Annotated in this window: 18 protein-coding genes; all 18 read left to right on the plus strand. The window is 60.2% G+C overall.

Annotated elements, in window-relative coordinates; all coding sequences use genetic code 11:
- Positions 1 to 37 precede the first annotated feature (37 nt).
- The 18 genes from ACP15V_RS06690 (at position 38) to cysE (ending at position 15,676) form a co-directional block, all read left to right on the plus strand.
- Positions 38 to 388, plus strand: a complete 351-nt coding sequence (locus ACP15V_RS06690) for a hypothetical protein (RefSeq protein WP_424942897.1) — start codon at positions 38 to 40, stop codon at positions 386 to 388.
- Positions 285 to 1,676 (plus strand): DNA-packaging protein, encoded by a 1,392-nt coding sequence (locus ACP15V_RS06695; RefSeq protein ID WP_424942898.1) that lies wholly within the window; start codon positions 285 to 287, stop codon positions 1,674 to 1,676. Before ACP15V_RS06690 ends, ACP15V_RS06695 begins: the two co-directional genes overlap by 104 nt.
- Before the next feature lie 194 nt (positions 1,677 to 1,870).
- Positions 1,871 to 3,049, plus strand: coding sequence for a phage portal protein (locus ACP15V_RS06700; protein ID WP_424942899.1), 1,179 nt, complete (start codon positions 1,871 to 1,873; stop codon positions 3,047 to 3,049).
- A gap of 25 nt (positions 3,050 to 3,074) precedes the next feature.
- Positions 3,075 to 3,653 (plus strand): HK97 family phage prohead protease, encoded by a 579-nt coding sequence (locus ACP15V_RS06705; protein WP_424942900.1) that lies wholly within the window; start codon positions 3,075 to 3,077, stop codon positions 3,651 to 3,653.
- A gap of 27 nt (positions 3,654 to 3,680) precedes the next feature.
- A complete protein-coding gene (locus ACP15V_RS06710; protein WP_424942901.1) occupies positions 3,681 to 4,898 on the plus strand; it encodes a phage major capsid protein in 1,218 nt (405 codons plus the stop codon).
- Between the two features lie 167 nt (positions 4,899 to 5,065).
- Positions 5,066 to 5,668 (plus strand): head-tail connector protein, encoded by a 603-nt coding sequence (locus ACP15V_RS06715; protein ID WP_424942902.1) that lies wholly within the window; start codon positions 5,066 to 5,068, stop codon positions 5,666 to 5,668.
- Positions 5,665 to 6,003: a head-tail adaptor protein gene (locus ACP15V_RS06720; protein ID WP_424942903.1), complete on the plus strand. Its 339-nt coding sequence runs from the start codon at positions 5,665 to 5,667 to the stop codon at positions 6,001 to 6,003. Before ACP15V_RS06715 ends, ACP15V_RS06720 begins: the two co-directional genes overlap by 4 nt.
- Positions 6,000 to 6,410: a DUF3168 domain-containing protein gene (locus ACP15V_RS06725; RefSeq protein WP_424942904.1), complete on the plus strand. Its 411-nt coding sequence runs from the start codon at positions 6,000 to 6,002 to the stop codon at positions 6,408 to 6,410. The genes ACP15V_RS06720 and ACP15V_RS06725 overlap by 4 nt, the downstream gene beginning before the upstream one ends.
- Before the next feature lie 24 nt (positions 6,411 to 6,434).
- Complete coding sequence (locus tag ACP15V_RS06730; protein WP_424942905.1) at positions 6,435 to 6,848, plus strand: phage major tail protein, TP901-1 family; 414 nt, start codon at positions 6,435 to 6,437, stop codon at positions 6,846 to 6,848.
- Between the two features lie 2 nt (positions 6,849 to 6,850).
- Complete coding sequence (locus ACP15V_RS06735) at positions 6,851 to 7,183, plus strand: gene transfer agent family protein (RefSeq protein ID WP_424942906.1); 333 nt, start codon at positions 6,851 to 6,853, stop codon at positions 7,181 to 7,183.
- Entirely contained in the window at positions 7,180 to 7,392 is a 213-nt protein-coding gene (locus tag ACP15V_RS06740) for a rcc01693 family protein (RefSeq protein ID WP_424942907.1), read from the plus strand. Before ACP15V_RS06735 ends, ACP15V_RS06740 begins: the two co-directional genes overlap by 4 nt.
- 2 nt (positions 7,393 to 7,394) lie before the next feature.
- Positions 7,395 to 8,057: a phage tail tape measure protein gene (locus tag ACP15V_RS06745; RefSeq protein ID WP_424942908.1), complete on the plus strand. Its 663-nt coding sequence runs from the start codon at positions 7,395 to 7,397 to the stop codon at positions 8,055 to 8,057.
- A gap of 12 nt (positions 8,058 to 8,069) precedes the next feature.
- Positions 8,070 to 8,702 (plus strand): phage distal tail protein, Rcc01695 family, encoded by a 633-nt coding sequence (locus ACP15V_RS06750; protein WP_424942909.1) that lies wholly within the window; start codon positions 8,070 to 8,072, stop codon positions 8,700 to 8,702.
- Positions 8,702 to 9,607, plus strand: a complete 906-nt coding sequence (locus ACP15V_RS06755; RefSeq protein WP_424942910.1) for a DUF2163 domain-containing protein — start codon at positions 8,702 to 8,704, stop codon at positions 9,605 to 9,607. The genes ACP15V_RS06750 and ACP15V_RS06755 overlap by 1 nt, the downstream gene beginning before the upstream one ends.
- A gap of 25 nt (positions 9,608 to 9,632) precedes the next feature.
- Positions 9,633 to 10,085 carry an NlpC/P60 family protein gene (locus ACP15V_RS06760; RefSeq protein ID WP_424942911.1) on the plus strand — a complete coding sequence of 151 codons (453 nt, stop codon included), beginning with the start codon at positions 9,633 to 9,635 and terminating at the stop codon, positions 10,083 to 10,085.
- Complete coding sequence (locus ACP15V_RS06765; protein WP_424942912.1) at positions 10,085 to 14,002, plus strand: baseplate multidomain protein megatron; 3,918 nt, start codon at positions 10,085 to 10,087, stop codon at positions 14,000 to 14,002. The genes ACP15V_RS06760 and ACP15V_RS06765 overlap by 1 nt, the downstream gene beginning before the upstream one ends.
- A gap of 2 nt (positions 14,003 to 14,004) precedes the next feature.
- Complete coding sequence (locus ACP15V_RS06770; RefSeq protein WP_424942913.1) at positions 14,005 to 14,301, plus strand: hypothetical protein; 297 nt, start codon at positions 14,005 to 14,007, stop codon at positions 14,299 to 14,301.
- Between the two features lie 571 nt (positions 14,302 to 14,872).
- Complete coding sequence (cysE, locus tag ACP15V_RS06775; RefSeq protein ID WP_424942914.1) at positions 14,873 to 15,676, plus strand: serine O-acetyltransferase; 804 nt, start codon at positions 14,873 to 14,875, stop codon at positions 15,674 to 15,676.
- Position 15,677: the final 1 nt, after the last annotated feature.

A 15,677-nucleotide genomic window follows, 5' to 3' on the forward strand; every position in this document is an offset into this window, starting at 1 on the left:
TCGTGCGGACAAGAGCATGAGAGGCAAACACAAAAAGATGAGCAATAATAAGCCTTTGGAAAGTGATGCAGACGCGGCCGAATACCTGAGGATCGCGGATGGATTGTTTCATCGTGTGGTGAAGGAGTTGGAGCGCCAATTACAGGCGTCGGAAACAGGCGATGGCAATGGGGAATGCGGTTTGGCAAAGACATCGGCCGAATTGCGAAAGGCCATGCAAACAGTATTTGATGAAAGGAAACGAATTGAACAATCCGGTAATACTGCCCTGCAAGGAGGTGGCGGTGCCAGCCTCAATCTTGCTCAGGCCCGAGAGGAGATCGGGCGCCGATTGGCTTGCCTGCGCGACGCCCGAGGAACAGGAGACGTTTCTGAGCAGCCTGAGTGACAGGGCACTGGCTGCCCTTCCTTACATCTTTGAATTCTGGGCGCTGCCGCATCAGGTGGCGCCGGAAGGGAACTGGCGCAGCTGGATCATTATGGGTGGGCGCGGTGCGGGGAAGACCCGCGCCGGGTCCGAATGGGTGCGATCCGAGGTCGAGGGGGATGGCCCCCTCGATCCTGGCCGGTCACGCCGGGTGGCGTTGATTGGGGAAACCTTTGATCAGACCCGCGACGTGATGGTGTTTGGTGAAAGCGGCATTATTGCCTGCTCACCACCGGATCGCCGCCCGGAATGGATTGCCACGCGGCGTCAGTTGGTGTGGCCCAATGGTGCGGTGGCGCAGGTCTTCTCCGCCAGCGACCCGGAAGGGCTGCGCGGGCCGCAGTTTGATGCGGCCTGGGTGGATGAATTGGCCAAGTGGAAAAAGGCCGAAGAGACCTGGGATATGCTGCAATTTGGCCTGCGGTTGGGGGAGCATCCGCGTCAGGTGATCACCACAACCCCGCGCAATGTGTCGGTGTTGAAAGAGATCCTCGCCAATCCGTCCACGGTCACCACCCATGCGCCGACCGAGGCAAATCGGGCCTATCTGGCGAAAAGCTTCCTCGAAGAGGTGCGCCATCGTTATGCAGGCACCCATCTGGGGCGGCAAGAGCTTGATGGCGTGTTGATGGAAGGCGTGGAAGGCGCGATGTGGGAGTTGAAAGACATCGACCAGAAGCGTCACGATCCTGCGCAGGATGGCCCCTTGCCCGATTTCTCGCGCATTGTGGTGGCGGTCGACCCGTCTGTGACCGCCAACAAAGGGTCTGATGAATGCGGCATCGTGGTGGTTGGCGCGGTCACCGAGGGGCATCCAAAGGATTGGCGGGCTTATGTGTTGGAAGACGCCACCGCCAGCGGGGCCAGCCCCACCGAATGGGCCGAAGCGGCACTGGACGCGATGAAGCGCCACGGGGCGGATCGTCTGGTGGCCGAGGTCAATCAGGGCGGTGCACTGGTGGAGCAGGTGGTGCGCCAGATCGACCCTGCGGTGCCCTATAAGGCGGTCCATGCAAGCCGGGGCAAATCGCAGCGGGCCGAACCCGTGGCGGCGCTTTATGAGCAGGGAAAGGTGTTTCATGCCGGGATGTTTCCCGCTCTTGAGGACCAGATGTGCCAGATGACGCCGCAGGGCTATGAGGGCAAAGGCAGCCCTGATCGCCTTGATGCACTGGTCTGGGCACTGCACGAGCTGATGGTGGCCCCTGTTGCGCACTGGTCCCAACCCAAGGTGCGCACGCTCGGTTAAACTCTTTTTTAACCAGGGGTGGCAAAGTGCAAAACATCGAAAGGCAGGGTGCTGCGGCAGATTGAACCGGCACCCTGACCGACCCGGAAGACGAGATACGAAAACGAGATTTGGACCGGCTGGCGCGCCTGACTGTGCGTGCCGGAACGGACCCGGCTTGCCTTTGGGCGGCTTGAAACGAGGAGAACCAGCATATGGTTTTTAACTTTCTGAAGCGTGGCGAGGAACAGGTGCCTGAGGTCAAGGCCTCGGCCACGGGGCCGGTCATTGCCTATCACGGGTCCGGTCGTGTGGCCTGGAGCCCGCGTGACGTGGTCAGCCTGACCAAAACCGGTTTTGCGGCCAACCCGGTTGGGTTTCGCTCGGTCAAACTGATTGCCGAGGCGGCGGCGGCACTGCCGCTAGTGCTTCAGGATGCCGAGCGCCGCTATGATGAACACCCGATTATGGATCTGTTGGCGCGCCCGAATGCGGCACAAAGTCGGGCAGAGCTGTTTGAAGCGCTGTTTGGGCAGCTGACCCTGACCGGCAACGGTTATCTGGAAGCCGTGGCGGGGGAAGAGGGTGCCCCGTTCGAGCTGCACGTGCTGCGCTCGGACCGGATGAACCTGGTGCCTGGCGCGGATGGCTGGCCGGTGGCGTATGACTATGTGGTTGGCGCGAAAAAGCACCGCTTTCATCTGGGGCAGGGGGTTAGCCCGATCTGCCACATCAAAAACTTCCACCCGCAAGATGACCATTATGGCCTGTCGCCGCTTCAGGCCGCAGCCACCGCGATTGACGTGCACAATGCGGCGTCAAGCTGGTCGAAGGCGCTGTTGGACAACGCGGCGCGCCCGTCCGGGGCCATTGTTTACAAGGGTTTGGATGGTCAGGCGCAGATGTCGGCGGATCAATATGACCGTCTGCTGAGCGAGATGGAGGCCCACCATGTGGGCGCGCGCAATGCGGGGCGTCCGATGCTCTTGGAAGGCGGGCTGGATTGGAAACCCATGGGCTTCTCTCCGTCCGACATGGAGTTCCAGAAAACCAAAGAGGCCGCCGCGCGTGAGATTGCCCAGGCCTTTGGGGTGCCACCGATGCTGATCGGCATTCCTGGCGACGCGACTTACGCCAATTACCAAGAGGCCAACCGGGCCTTCTATCGCCTCACCGTCGTGCCGATGGTGCAGCGGGTGGCGGCCAGCGTCGGCCATTGGCTGAGCGAGTACACGGGCGAGACCGTGACGCTGAAACCCGACCTGGATCAGGTCCCGGCGCTGGCCGTCGAGCGCGACCAGCAATGGAAACGCGTGGCCGAGGCGAGCTTTCTGACGGATGGCGAGAAACGCGCCCTGCTGGGCCTGCCGAAACTGTCGGATGACACGCAGTAACGCCGTATAAAACGAGGAACCAAGCATGAGTGATTACCACACTTATATGGGGCTTGAGCACAAGTTCGCCCGGCTGGAACAGACGGTCCAAACCGAAGAGGGTATCGCCATTGAAGGCTATGCAAGCTTCTTTGGTGAGGTCGACAACGGCAATGATGTTGTCATGCAGGGCGCCTATGCCAAAAGCCTGGCGGATCTGACCCGCAAGGGGCGCAGCGTGAAAATGCTGTGGCAGCACGACCCGAGCCAGCCGATTGGCGTCTGGGATGAGGTGCGCGAGGACAAGAAGGGCCTTTATGTCAAAGGCCGCATTCTGACCGATGTGGAGCGAGGCCGCGAGGCCGCCGCCCTGATCGACGCCGGGGCCATGGATGGTCTGTCGATCGGCTATCGCACCGTGAAAGCCACAAAGAACGACAAGGGCCAACGGCTCTTGAGCGAGCTGGAACTTTGGGAAGTGTCGCTTGTCACTTTCCCGATGTTGCCCAGCGCACGGGTGGGGTCCAAGGGAGAGATCCCGGGCGACGAAACCCTCCTGTGTGAACTGGCCGCCGCCCTTTCGGAGGCGCGCCAAATACTGGCAGGCGACGAGCCGCGCCAGTGATCTGAACCTTCCATCAAGGACCTATCCATGAGCGAAAAAGAGATCAAAGCTCAGGGCCGGACAACTGCGCCTTCGGGCCTCGGTTCGGCCACTGCGCCGGTCACCGAGGTGAAGACCGCACTGGCCGGTTTCGTGAGCGATATCAAAGAGTTTCAATCTGAAATTTCCACCAAACTTCAACAACAGGAAGAGCGACTGACCATGCTGGATCGCAAATCTCAACTGAACGCGGCCCGTCCGCACCTGGCCGCTGAAACCGATTTCGGCGCGCCGCACCAGAAAGCCTTTGAAGCCTATGTGCGTTCGGGCGACGATGACGGCCTGCGCGGTCTGGAGCTGGAAGGCAAGGCCATGTCGACCGCGGTTGCCGGCGACGGGGGGTATCTGGTCGATCCGGTGACCGCCGATACCATCAAAGGTGTGCTGAACGGTGCCGCGTCGCTGCGTTCCATTGCCAATGTGGTCAATGTCGAGGGCACCTCGTATGACGTGCTGATCGATCGCGGCGACCTGGGGTCGGGCTGGGCCACGGAAAATGATCCGTCGGCTGAAACCGGCACTCCGACCATCGAGCGTATTGCCATCCCGCTGCATGAACTGTCGGCCCTGCCGAAAGCGTCGCAGCGCCTGCTGGATGACAGCGCTTTCGACATCGAAGCCTGGCTGGCCGGTCGCATTGCCGACAAGTTCGCCCGGGCCGAAGCCGCCGCCTTTATCAATGGGGATGGTGTCGACAAACCCAAAGGCATTCTGACCCACACCACTGTTGAAAATGACAGCTGGGCCTGGGGCAATATCGGCTATGTGGCCACGGGGGCCGCAGGTGACTTCGGTGCCACCAACCCGGCGGATTCGATCATTGATCTGGTCTTTGCCCTGGGTGCCGAATACCGCGCCAACGCAGCCTTCGTGATGAACTCGAAAACCGTGGGTGCCGTGCGCAAACTGAAGGACGCCGATGGCCGTTTCCTGTGGACCGACTCGATGGTGGCGGGGGAACCTGCACGCCTGATGGGGTATCCGGTGGTGATCGCAGAAGACATGCCGGACATTGCGGCCGACAGCCTGTCGATTGCCTTTGGTGACTTTGCCAATGGCTACACCGTGGCAGAACGCCCTGACACCCGCATCCTGCGCGACCCGTTCTCGGCCAAGCCGCATGTGCTGTTCTATGCCACCAAGCGCGTGGGCGGTGATGTCAGCGATTTTGCTGCGATCAAACTGCTGAAATTCTCGGCGTCGTAAGCGCCCGGAACCAAGGTCTGAGCGGTGATCTTACCGCTTGGGCTGGGCACGTGCTGGCCAATTCCGTGTTGTCTAGCTGCTCCCCCTCCGTCCGAGCAATACGGACAGTGCGTGCCCACCTTACCCATTCCACACGACGTGAGGGGCCCGAATTTCGGAGATGATCCATGATGTTAGTCGAGCAGACCACTGTGCCCGTTGCGGCCATGCCGGTCGCCCAATTCAAGGACCACCTGCGGCTGGGCACCGGGTTTGCCGATGACGGGGTGCAGGATGCGGTGTTGGAGAGTTATTTGCGTGCGGCGATGGCTGCAGTGGAGGCTCGTACCGGCAAGGTCCTGATCACCCGGTCATTTACCTGGACGCTGACCGCCTGGCGTGATCTGGCTGCGCAGGCTTTGCCTGTCGGCCCGGTCAGCGCCATCACCAGCCTGACGATCACCGATCGCCTGGGCGCGGATGAGGTGATCAACCCGTCGCGCTATGTGCTGGAAAAAGACCTGCACCGGCCCAAGCTGGTGTCCACCGGCATCTGCCTGCCTGCCATTCCGGTGGCGGGTGAGGTCGAGATTGCGTTCGACGCGGGGTTTGGGGCCAATTGGTCGGACATTCCGGCGGACCTGGCCCAAGCGGTGCTGATGCTGGCGGCCTATTATTACGAAAACCGCAGCGAGGCTGGCCTGAACCAGGGCAACCTGCCTTACGGCGTGACCGCCCTGGTCGAGAAATACCGCGTTGTGCGCCTGTTTGGCGGTGGGGGTGCTGCGTGAAACCGCCCGTCCTCAATCGCAAACTGACCCTCGAGGAACCGCAACGCGCGCCCGATGGCGCGGGTGGTTTCAACGAAACCTGGATGGCTCTGGGAGAGCTGTGGGCCGAGATCAAAGCCGGCACCGGCAATGAGAAGGCGGCGGATCATGTCACCCTGTCCTCGATCAGCTTTCGCATCACGGTGCGCGCAGCGCCCCATGGCGCCCCCTCGCGTCCGAAACCGGAGCAACGCTTTCGCGCGGGCAACCGGATCTTTCGGATCCTGGCTGTGGCTGAGGCGGATCTTGGGACACAATACCTGACCTGTTTCGCCAAAGAGGAGGTGGTCGCATGAGTTATGGTGTTTCCGCCGCCCTTCAACAGGCGATTTACCAACGCCTCCAAGCAGATACCACTCTTGATGGTCTGGTCGGCGCCGCAATTTATGACGCGGTGCCGTCGGGGATCATCACCGGGACCTATGTCTCGATCGGCCCCGAAGATGTGGTTGAAAAGTCGGATATGACCGGCCACGGGGCGCTGCATGAATTTACCGTTTCGGTTGTGACCGATGCGGCAGGGTTTCAACAGGCGAAAGAGGTGGCGGCTGCCATTTCCGACAGCCTGGTGGATTCCACCCTGATCCTGGCCCGCGGCAAGCTGGTCTATCTCAATTTCAACCGGGCCAAGGCCCGCCGTGTCCAGGATGCGGATGTGCGCAGGATCGACCTGACCTTCCACGCCCGCGTTCAGGACGATTAACGCTTTTCATAACGGAGTGACCCAATGGTAGCCCAAAAAGGCAAGGACCTTCTGATCAAGCTCGACATGACCGGGTCGGGTGTATTTGAAACCATCGCGGGGCTGCGCGCCACGCGGATCAGCTTCAACGCAGAAAGCGTCGACGTGACCAGCCTGGAAAGCCAGGGTGGCTGGCGTGAACTGCTGGGTGGGGCCGGTGTGAAATCGGCCAGCATCTCGGGCTCGGGCGTGTTTCGCGACGCGTCCACCGACGAACGCGCGCGGCAGATCTTTTTCGACAATGAGGTGCCGAATTTCCAGGTGATCGTGCCGGATTTCGGCACTGTCGAAGGCGCGTTCATGATCACCGCCATCGAATATGCAGGATCGCATAATGGCGAGGCCACCTATGAGATGTCGATGGCCTCGGCCGGTGAGCTGATCTTCACGGCGCTTTGATCATGACCAATCCATGGACGGGTGAGGTGGCGTTGACCATCGACGGGCAGCCCCATGTGCTGAAACTGACCCTTGGCGCGTTGGCCGAGCTTGAGGCCGGTCTTGGCGAGGACACGATCGTGTCGCTTGTCGAGCGGTTCGAAGGCGGGGCGTTTTCGTCGCGCGATGTGCTGGCACTGATTGTGGCTGGTCTGCGGGGTGGTGGTTGGCAGGGGCAGGCGTCTGACCTGTTGTCGGCGGAAATTGCCGGTGGCCCGGTGGCGGCGGCGAAAGCCGCGGGGCAGTTGCTGGCCCGTGCTTTTGCCATGCCCGAGATCCCGGGTGGGTCAGCGTGAGCACGTCCCCGGCGTTCGATTGGCCCCAGCTCATGCGGCTGGGGTTCACCAAGCTTGGGTTGCGCCCGGACCAGTTCTGGGCGCTGACCCCCAACGAGTTGATGGTGATGCTGGGGCTGGATGGTCAGGGCGCGCCGTCGATGCGGGCCCGTCTGGAGGAATTGCTGCATCAATTCCCCGATGACGTCCCGGACGAAAAAGGAGAATGACGATGTCTGGACTGGAAATGCTGGACAGCTTCGAAGATCAGGTGGACGCGCTTGGCACGTCCTTGGGGCAGGCGGTATCGCTGACCTCGGTGTTTTCAGGCGAGCTGAAAGGGGTGCATTCGACCATCTCGGATCTGAATGTCAGCGTGAACAAGTTGTCGTCCGGGTTCAGTTCCGGGTTGAAGAAGGCCTTTGACGGGCTGGTGTTTGACGGCATGAAACTGTCGGATGCGCTGACCGGGCTGGCCGACAGCATGTCGAAGACCGCTTATAACACGGCGATGAAGCCGGTGACCGACCATTTCGGCGGCATCCTGGCGCAGGGCGTCGGCAATGTCATGAACGGGTTTCTGGCCTTTGAAAAGGGCGGCGCGTTTGCCCAGGGCAAGGTGATGCCCTTTGCCAAAGGCGGCGTCGTGTCCGGGGCCACCACCTTCCCGATGCGCGGTGGCACCGGGTTGATGGGCGAGGCAGGCCCCGAAGCGATCATGCCACTGACCCGCGGCGCTGATGGCAGCCTGGGTGTGCGCGCCCAAGGGGGCGGTCAGCCGATCAATATCACCATGAATATCTCCACGCCGGACGTGGAAGGGTTCCGCCGATCGCAAAGCCAGGTTGCGGCCCAGATGTCACGCGCGCTCTCGCGCGGGCAGCGGCATCGTTAAGGAGGGCAGAAGATGAGTTTTCACGAAGTACGTTTCCCCGCCAATCTGAGCTTCGGGTCTGTTGGCGGCCCCGAGCGGCGCACCGAAGTTGTGACGCTGGCCAACGGGTTTGAAGAACGCAATACGCCCTGGGAGCATTCGCGCCGCCGCTATGATGCGGGGATCGGAATGCGCAGCCTTGATGATGTCGAAACGCTGATTGCGTTTTTCGAAGCCCGTCGCGGTCAGTTGCACGGGTTTCGCTGGAAAGACTGGTCCGATTATAAAAGCTCGGCCCCGTCGGCGGATCCCACCTATAGCGACCAGATCCTTGGCTGGGGGGATGGATCGCAGACCGAGTTTCAGCTGATCAAGACCTATTGGAGTGGCGCGCAATCCTATGCCCGTCCGATCCAGAAACCCGTTGAAGGCACGGTGACCCTCGGCTTGCAGGGGGATCCGCAGATCGAGGGGGTGCATTTCAGCTATGATGCCAATACCGGGCTTGTCACCTTTGTCACCGCACCAGAAAGCGGGGCCGAGGTCACCGCCGGGTACGAATTTGATGTGCCGGTCCGGTTTGACACGGATCGCATTCATACATCCGTGTCGTCCTTCCAGGCGGGGGACGCACCGAATGTGCCGGTTGTGGAGGTGCGGGTCTGATGCCGATTTCCTCGCAATTCGAAGGTCATTTTGCCACCGGTGTGACCACGGTGGCGCGGTGCTGGGTGGTGACCCGCAAAGACGGTGAAACCTATGGGTTTACCGATCATGATCGTGATCTGACGGTGGGCAATGTGCTGTGCAAGGCGGATACCGGTTTGACGGCGCATGCGCTTGAGCAGACCACAGGGTTGGCGGTGGACAACACCGAAGCGCTTGGCATGCTCAGTGACGCGTCCATTTCTGAGAAGGACATTCGCGCCGGGCGGTTTGATGGGGCCAAGGTGGACGCCTGGTTGGTGAACTGGCAAACCCCGTCGCAGAAATACCTGCAGTTTCGCGGCTCCATCGGTGAGATTTCGCGCGAAGCGGGTGGGTTTCGCGCAGAGCTTGTTGGCCAGAGCGAAGCGCTCGGTCTGCCGCAGGGCCGTGCCTTTCAGAAACCCTGTGGGGCGATTTTGGGGGATAATGCCTGTGGGGTAAACCTGAACAGCGCAACCTATTCCATCCAGCGCCCTGTTTTGGTCAGCCATAACGAGATCGAGTTCTCTTTTGATGGCATGGGCAGTTTTGAGGCGGGCTGGTTCAATCGCGGACGTCTTGTGGTGAAAAGCGGTGATGGCGTGGATCTGGTCGGGGTCATCCGCAAGGATCACAAGCTGTCAGGTGGCAAGCGCAAAATCGACCTGTGGGAAGCGCTCAGGGCAGATATTCAGCCGGGCGATCAGATCCGGCTGGAGGCGGGATGTGACAAAGCCACGGGCACCTGTCGGAAAAAGTTCAACAACATGCTGAATTTTCGCGGTTTTCCGACCATTCCCGGCGAAGACTGGCTGATGTCCTATCCCACCAGCTCCGGCAAGAATGATGGCGGAGATCTGATAACCCGGCCCGACGACAGCTGATCATCCCAATTTCAACAGGTGACTTATGCCACAAACAGAGCAAGCCCGGCGGGTGCTGACAGAGGCACGCCGCTGGGTCGGAACCCCGTATCTACACCAATCCTCTTGCCTTGGGGTGGGAACCGATTGTTTGGGCCTCATCCGTGGGGTGTGGCGCGCGGTAATCGGACCGGAACCCATGAAAGTTCCGGCCTATACGCAGGATTGGTCCGAGCCCTCCGGCGATGAGAGCCTGTGGCGGGATGCCACGAAACATATGGTTGAAAAGGCCCCGGAAGAGGCCATGCCGGGGGATGTTCTTTTGTTTCGCATGCGCCACGGCGCGGTGGCCAAACATCTAGGTATTCTCGCGGCCTGCTCACCGCACCAAACCTTCATACACGCCTATAGCGGGCACGGGGTGGTGGAAAGCCCCCTGTCGACCCCATGGGCGCGCCGCGTGGTCGCGGCATTTGCATTTCCGGAAAGGATGAACTGATGGCGACGATCTTACTTGCCGGTGTCGGCAGCGCAATTGGGGCCTCTGTCGGCGGGGGCATTTTGGGGCTTTCGTCGGTGGCGATCGGCCAGGCCATTGGTGCCACAATCGGCCGGAGCATCGACAGCAAGCTTCTGGGCGGCGGATCGGATCCGGTCGAAACCGGGCGGGTGGATCGCTTCCGTCTGACCGGGGCGTCGGAAGGGGCGCCTATTCCGCAACTCTATGGTCGCGCGCGCCTGTCGGGGCAGGTGATCTGGGCCACGCGTTTCAAGGAACATTCCGAAACCACGGGTGGGGGCGGCAAGGGCGGGGCCCCGAGCCAGCCCGAGGTGACGTCTTACAGCTACACGGTCAGCCTTGCCGTTGCTTTGTGCGAAGGTGAGATCACCCGCGTCGGGCGGGTCTGGGCCGACGGCAATGAGATTGCCCTTAAGGATCTCAATATGCGGGTCTACCCGGGGGATGAAACTCAGCTGCCCGACCCCAAGATCGAGGCGTCGTTGGGCGCAGGCAAGGCACCGGCCTATCGTGGCACGGCCTATGTGGTGTTTGAGGATCTGGAACTGGGACAGTTCGGCAACCGCGTGCCGCAGTTCAGTTTCGAGGTGGTGCGCCCGGAACCCGCTGATCAAGTGCCTGAAATTGCACGTGGCACGAAGGCTGTTGCGGTCATTCCCGGTACCGGGGAATATGCCCTGGCCACCAGCCGCGTGTCGTTTGAGGCCGAGCCCGGTGTGGCCGGGCGCACCAATGCAAACAGCCCGTCCGGCCTGACCGATTTCAAGACGTCGCTTGATATGCTGGATCGCGAACTGCCCAATTGCGAGGCAAGTTCGTTGATTGTGTCGTGGTTCGGCAATGATCTGCGGTGTGGTCAATGTGACATCCAGCCGAAAGTGGAACAGACCGAGGATGAAGGGGTCGAAATGCCCTGGACCGTGTCTGGTATTTCCCGGTCCGAAGCAGGGGTGGTGCCGTTCCAGAACGGCCGTGCCGTGTATGGCGGCACGCCAACCGACCAATCGGTGAAAGAGGCAATCGCGGCGATGAAAGGGAAGGGGCAGAAGGTCACCTTCTATCCGTTTATCTTGATGGAACAGATGCCGGGCAACTCCCTGACCAACCCCTGGACGGGCAATGCTGGTCAACCGGTTCTGCCCTGGCGCGGTCGGATCACCACGTCGCTTGCTCCCGGACAACCGGGGTCGCCCGATGGCACCTCTGCCGTGAATGCGCAGGTGAACAGTTTCTTCGGAAACGCCCAGCCGGGCGACTTTACCGTCACGGATGAGGGGGTGGATTACACTGGCCCGGCAGAGTTTTCCTATCGCCGGTTCATTCTGCACTACGCCCATCTCTGTGCCTCGGTCGGGGGGGTTGAAACCTTCCTGATCGGGTCAGAACTGCGGGCTTTGACGCAAATCCGTGGGGCGGCGCACAGTTTCCCGGTGGTTGAGAAACTGATTGAGCTGGCGCAAGAAGTGCGCGTCATTCTGGGGGATGACGTCAAAATTTCTTATGCCGCGGACTGGTCCGAGTATTTCGGCTATCACCCGACCGATGGATCGGGGAACGTCTATTATCATCTGGATCCGCTCTGGAGCCACGACGAGATCGACTTTATTGGCATTGATAATTACATGCCTCTGTCAGACTGGCGCGATGGCACCGATCATCTGGATGCCGAACATCGTTCGATCTATGACCTTGATTACCTGAAGGGAAATATCGAAGGCGGCGAAGGGTATGATTGGTATTACGCCAGCGAGGCAGATCGGGATGCCCAGATCCGCACGCCGATCACGGATGGCGCGCATAACGAGCCCTGGGTCTATCGCTACAAGGATCTGCGCAACTGGTGGTATCGTTCGCATCACAATCGCATCAACGGGGTGCGCAACAACATCCCGACGGATTGGTTGCCCGGGTCAAAACCGTTCTGGTTCACCGAACTGGGCTGTGCGGCGATCGACAAGGCGACCAACCAGCCAAACAAGTTTATCGACCCCAAAAGCTCGGAATCCACCTATCCGCATTACTCGTCAGGGCGCCGGGATGATTTCATCCAGATGCAATACCTGCGGGCGATGAATGAATATTGGGCGCGTCCGACCAACAACCCGCTGCATTCCGCCACCGGCGTGCGCATGATCCAAATGTCGCGTGCCTTTGTCTGGGCGTGGGATGGGCGCCCCTATCCGGAGTTCCCCAAAAACATGGCGCTCTGGAGTGATGGTGAGAACTACCTGCGTGGGCATTGGTTGAATGGGCGCACGTCCTCGCGGTCTCTGGCCTCGGTGGTCAGCGAGATCTGTGAACGGTCCGGCGTGACACGTTATGACGTCACCAAACTCTATGGTCTGGTGCGTGGCTATGTTGTGAAAGACATCACCAGCGCTCGTTCGGCGTTGCAACCCTTGATGTTGGCCTATGGCATCGAGGCGAGTGAGCACGAAGGTGTGTTGCATTTCCGGTCCCGCACCGGGTTTGTTGACCACCGTCTGGACCCGGAAAAAATGGCCCTGAGCCCGGAACGCGATACCACTTTGGAACGCGTGCGATCTGGCGACGCCGAAGTGGTTGGGCGGGTGCGTCTGACCTATGTGGAAAGTGAGGGGGATTATGAAATCCGCTCGACCGAAAGCATCTTTCCGGATGAGGACAACCAAAGTGTGTCTCAGTCCGAGTTCCCGCTGATCCTGACCGATGCTGAAGCAAAGGATATTACAGAACGCTGGTTGTCCGAGGCGCGGATCGCGCGCGATCAGGCGAGTTTCTCGTTGCCGCCGTCGGAAATCGGCAAAACGGCAGGGGATGTCGTGGCCATTGATACCGATGCGGGGACCGAGCATTTCCGTCTGGATCATGTCGAGCAGGCAGGTGTGCAACTGGTGAAGGCGACCCGTGTTGAAAGCGGCGTGTTTGGGGCGACGTCCAACGAAGAAGCTCCGATTGTGCCGAAATCCTATGATGTGCCCCCGCCGGCCTTTCCGTTGTTTCTGGATTTGCCCCTGTTGACGGGGGATGAGGTGCCGCATGCGCCCTTCATTGCAGCGTCTTCGCGTCCTTGGTTGGGGAAGGTTGCGGTCTTCTCGTCCGCCTCCGACAGCGGCTATGTGGCCAATACTGTGCTTGATCGCCGTTCGGTCATCGGGGTGACGGAAAGCGTGTTGCAGAAGGCTGCAACCGGGGTGGTGGACCATGGGCCGGTGCTGCGGGTCAAGCTGATCGATGGGACCCTGTCGAGCGTTGAAATGGCCGATATGCTGAATGGGGCCAATGTGGCGGCGATCGGGGATGGGACGCCGGACAATTGGGAAGTGTTCCAGTTTACCTCAGCCGACCTGGTGGCCGAGCGCACCTATGAAATCTCGGGCCGGTTGCGTGGGCAGCTGGGGACGGATGCGCTGATGCCAGACCAGTGGCCTGTGGGCAGCTATTTTGTGCTGCTCGATGGGCGCCCCGAACAGATCAACCTGGCGTCCTCGGCGCGAGGAGTGGACCGGCATTACCGGATCGGGGCCGCGCGTCTGCCGGTCAGTGACCCAAGCTATCAGCATGTGGTGCGTGCCTTTCAGGGCAACGGATTGCGCCCCTATGCGCCGGTGTTCCTGACGGCAATTTCGGATGGTTCAGGCGGGCATAACATCAACTGGATACGTCGCAGCCGCATTGATGGTGACATCTGGGGTCTCGGCGATGTGCCCCTGGGGGAGGCCGTTGAGGCCTATCTGGTGCGGATCCGCCAAGGGGGGACGGTCATTCGCGAAACCCAGGTTGCCACGCCCGCCTGGACCTATGATGCAGCAGCGCAGGCGGCAGATGGTTTGGTCGGTCCATACCAGATCGAGGTCGCGCAGATTTCTGACCGATATGGTCCGGGGCTCTTTGCCACCTTGGACATGGGGAGCTGAGGATGCGGCCGGTTTTGCCAGGTGACGTTGCCGCAGCAGCCTGCGCCCTTTACGTGGTGCATGTCTCTGAACGGCCCGACGCGATTGTCAAAATGATCGCGCGGGCCAATGCGGCAGACCGGTATCGTTTTGTGACCGGGCGGGCGCATCCGAAATGGGGCAATGGCAGCCTTGCGGCGGTGGCGAAAACCATGCCTCGGGCGCGCGAGCCTTATCAGGATGAACCGGATTACTGCGATTGCATGATGACGGTTTACGCGGCCTTGAAAACGCAGCGGAACACCGGCCTTGCCAAGTGACATGTGATCAAACATTTCGAAGAAAACTAGAAAACTAGAAAACTAGAAAACTAGAAAACTAGAAAACTAGAAAACTAGAAAACTAGAAAACTAGAAAACTAGAAAACTAGAAAACTAGTTTTCTAGTTTTTTCCTGATTGAACACGCATTGCTTATCTGATGCGTAGCCCGTACATGCCGAGCCACAAGAGGCAAAGGCCAGCCCCGCGTTGCGGATATTCTCCCCACAGTCTTCACAATACCGAAATTCCCCTTCGCCGGTCCGTTTAAGGGCCGTACTGATGCGTCCCCGTTCCGCGTGCAGGGGGCGGCGGCCAGCGCGATCTCCTGTTTTTGCAACGCATTCCTTCGGGAAAAGCGTTCAACCGCCTGTTGGATCAGCTGAACCATGCGCTGCCCATCGCCCCTCCTGCGCATCACGCCGATCCAACTCCGACAGGGCATTTTTCAGCAACATCTTGAACTTTTCCAAATCGCTCCATTCATATCTGTCATCGCTCTGATCACGGCTTTCCGTTTGGCATTGTCAGGTCAGCTGGTGTAAAACGGATCGGCAATGTGAGGAAAACCCATGGCTGAGAAACGCGCAATCGTGACCAATTTGGATCCTGTCTGGGACCGGATCACCGGTGAGGCTAAGGCGGCAGTCGCCGAAGAACCGCTTTTGGGTGGTTTGGTTGGGGCCTGTGTCCTGCACCACAAAACTCTGGAAAAAGCGCTCTCTTATCGCTTTGCCGCCAAGCTCAGCTCGAATGAGATGAGCATGGTCCTCTTGCGGGAAATCGCAGATGAAGCCTATGAAGGCTGCCCCGAGCTGGCCGAAGCCGCGCGCGCCGACATCGCCGCCATCGTCGACCGCGACCCGGCCTGTCATCGCATGCTGCAACCTGTTTTATATTTCAAAGGGTTCCAGGCCATGCAGGCCTATCGGCTGGCCCATTACCTTTGGAATGAAGGCCGCAAGGATCTGTCTTATTTCATCCAGATGCGCTGTTCCGAAGTCTATGGCATCGACATCCACCCGGGTGCTCGCATTGGCAAAGGCATCATGATCGATCACGCCCATTCCATCGTGATTGGTGAAACCGCCGTGGTGGGCGACAATGTTTCCATGCTGCATTCCGTCACCCTGGGCGGCACGGGCAAGGAAGACGAAGATCGCCACCCGAAAATCGGGGACGGAGTTCTGATCGGCGCCGGGGCCAAGGTGCTGGGCAACATACGGGTCGGACGTTGCTCGCGCATCGCGGCAGGGTCCGTGGTGCTTGAAGAGATCCCTGAAAATGTGACCGTGGCCGGCGTGCCCGCGCGCATTGTCGGGGAAGCAGGCTGTTCACAACCATCGATGAGCATGGACCAAATCCTGGAACACTAAC

It is taken from the genome of Aliiroseovarius crassostreae (genome assembly GCF_049803815.1).
Taxonomy (GTDB): domain Bacteria; phylum Pseudomonadota; class Alphaproteobacteria; order Rhodobacterales; family Rhodobacteraceae; genus Aliiroseovarius; species Aliiroseovarius crassostreae_A.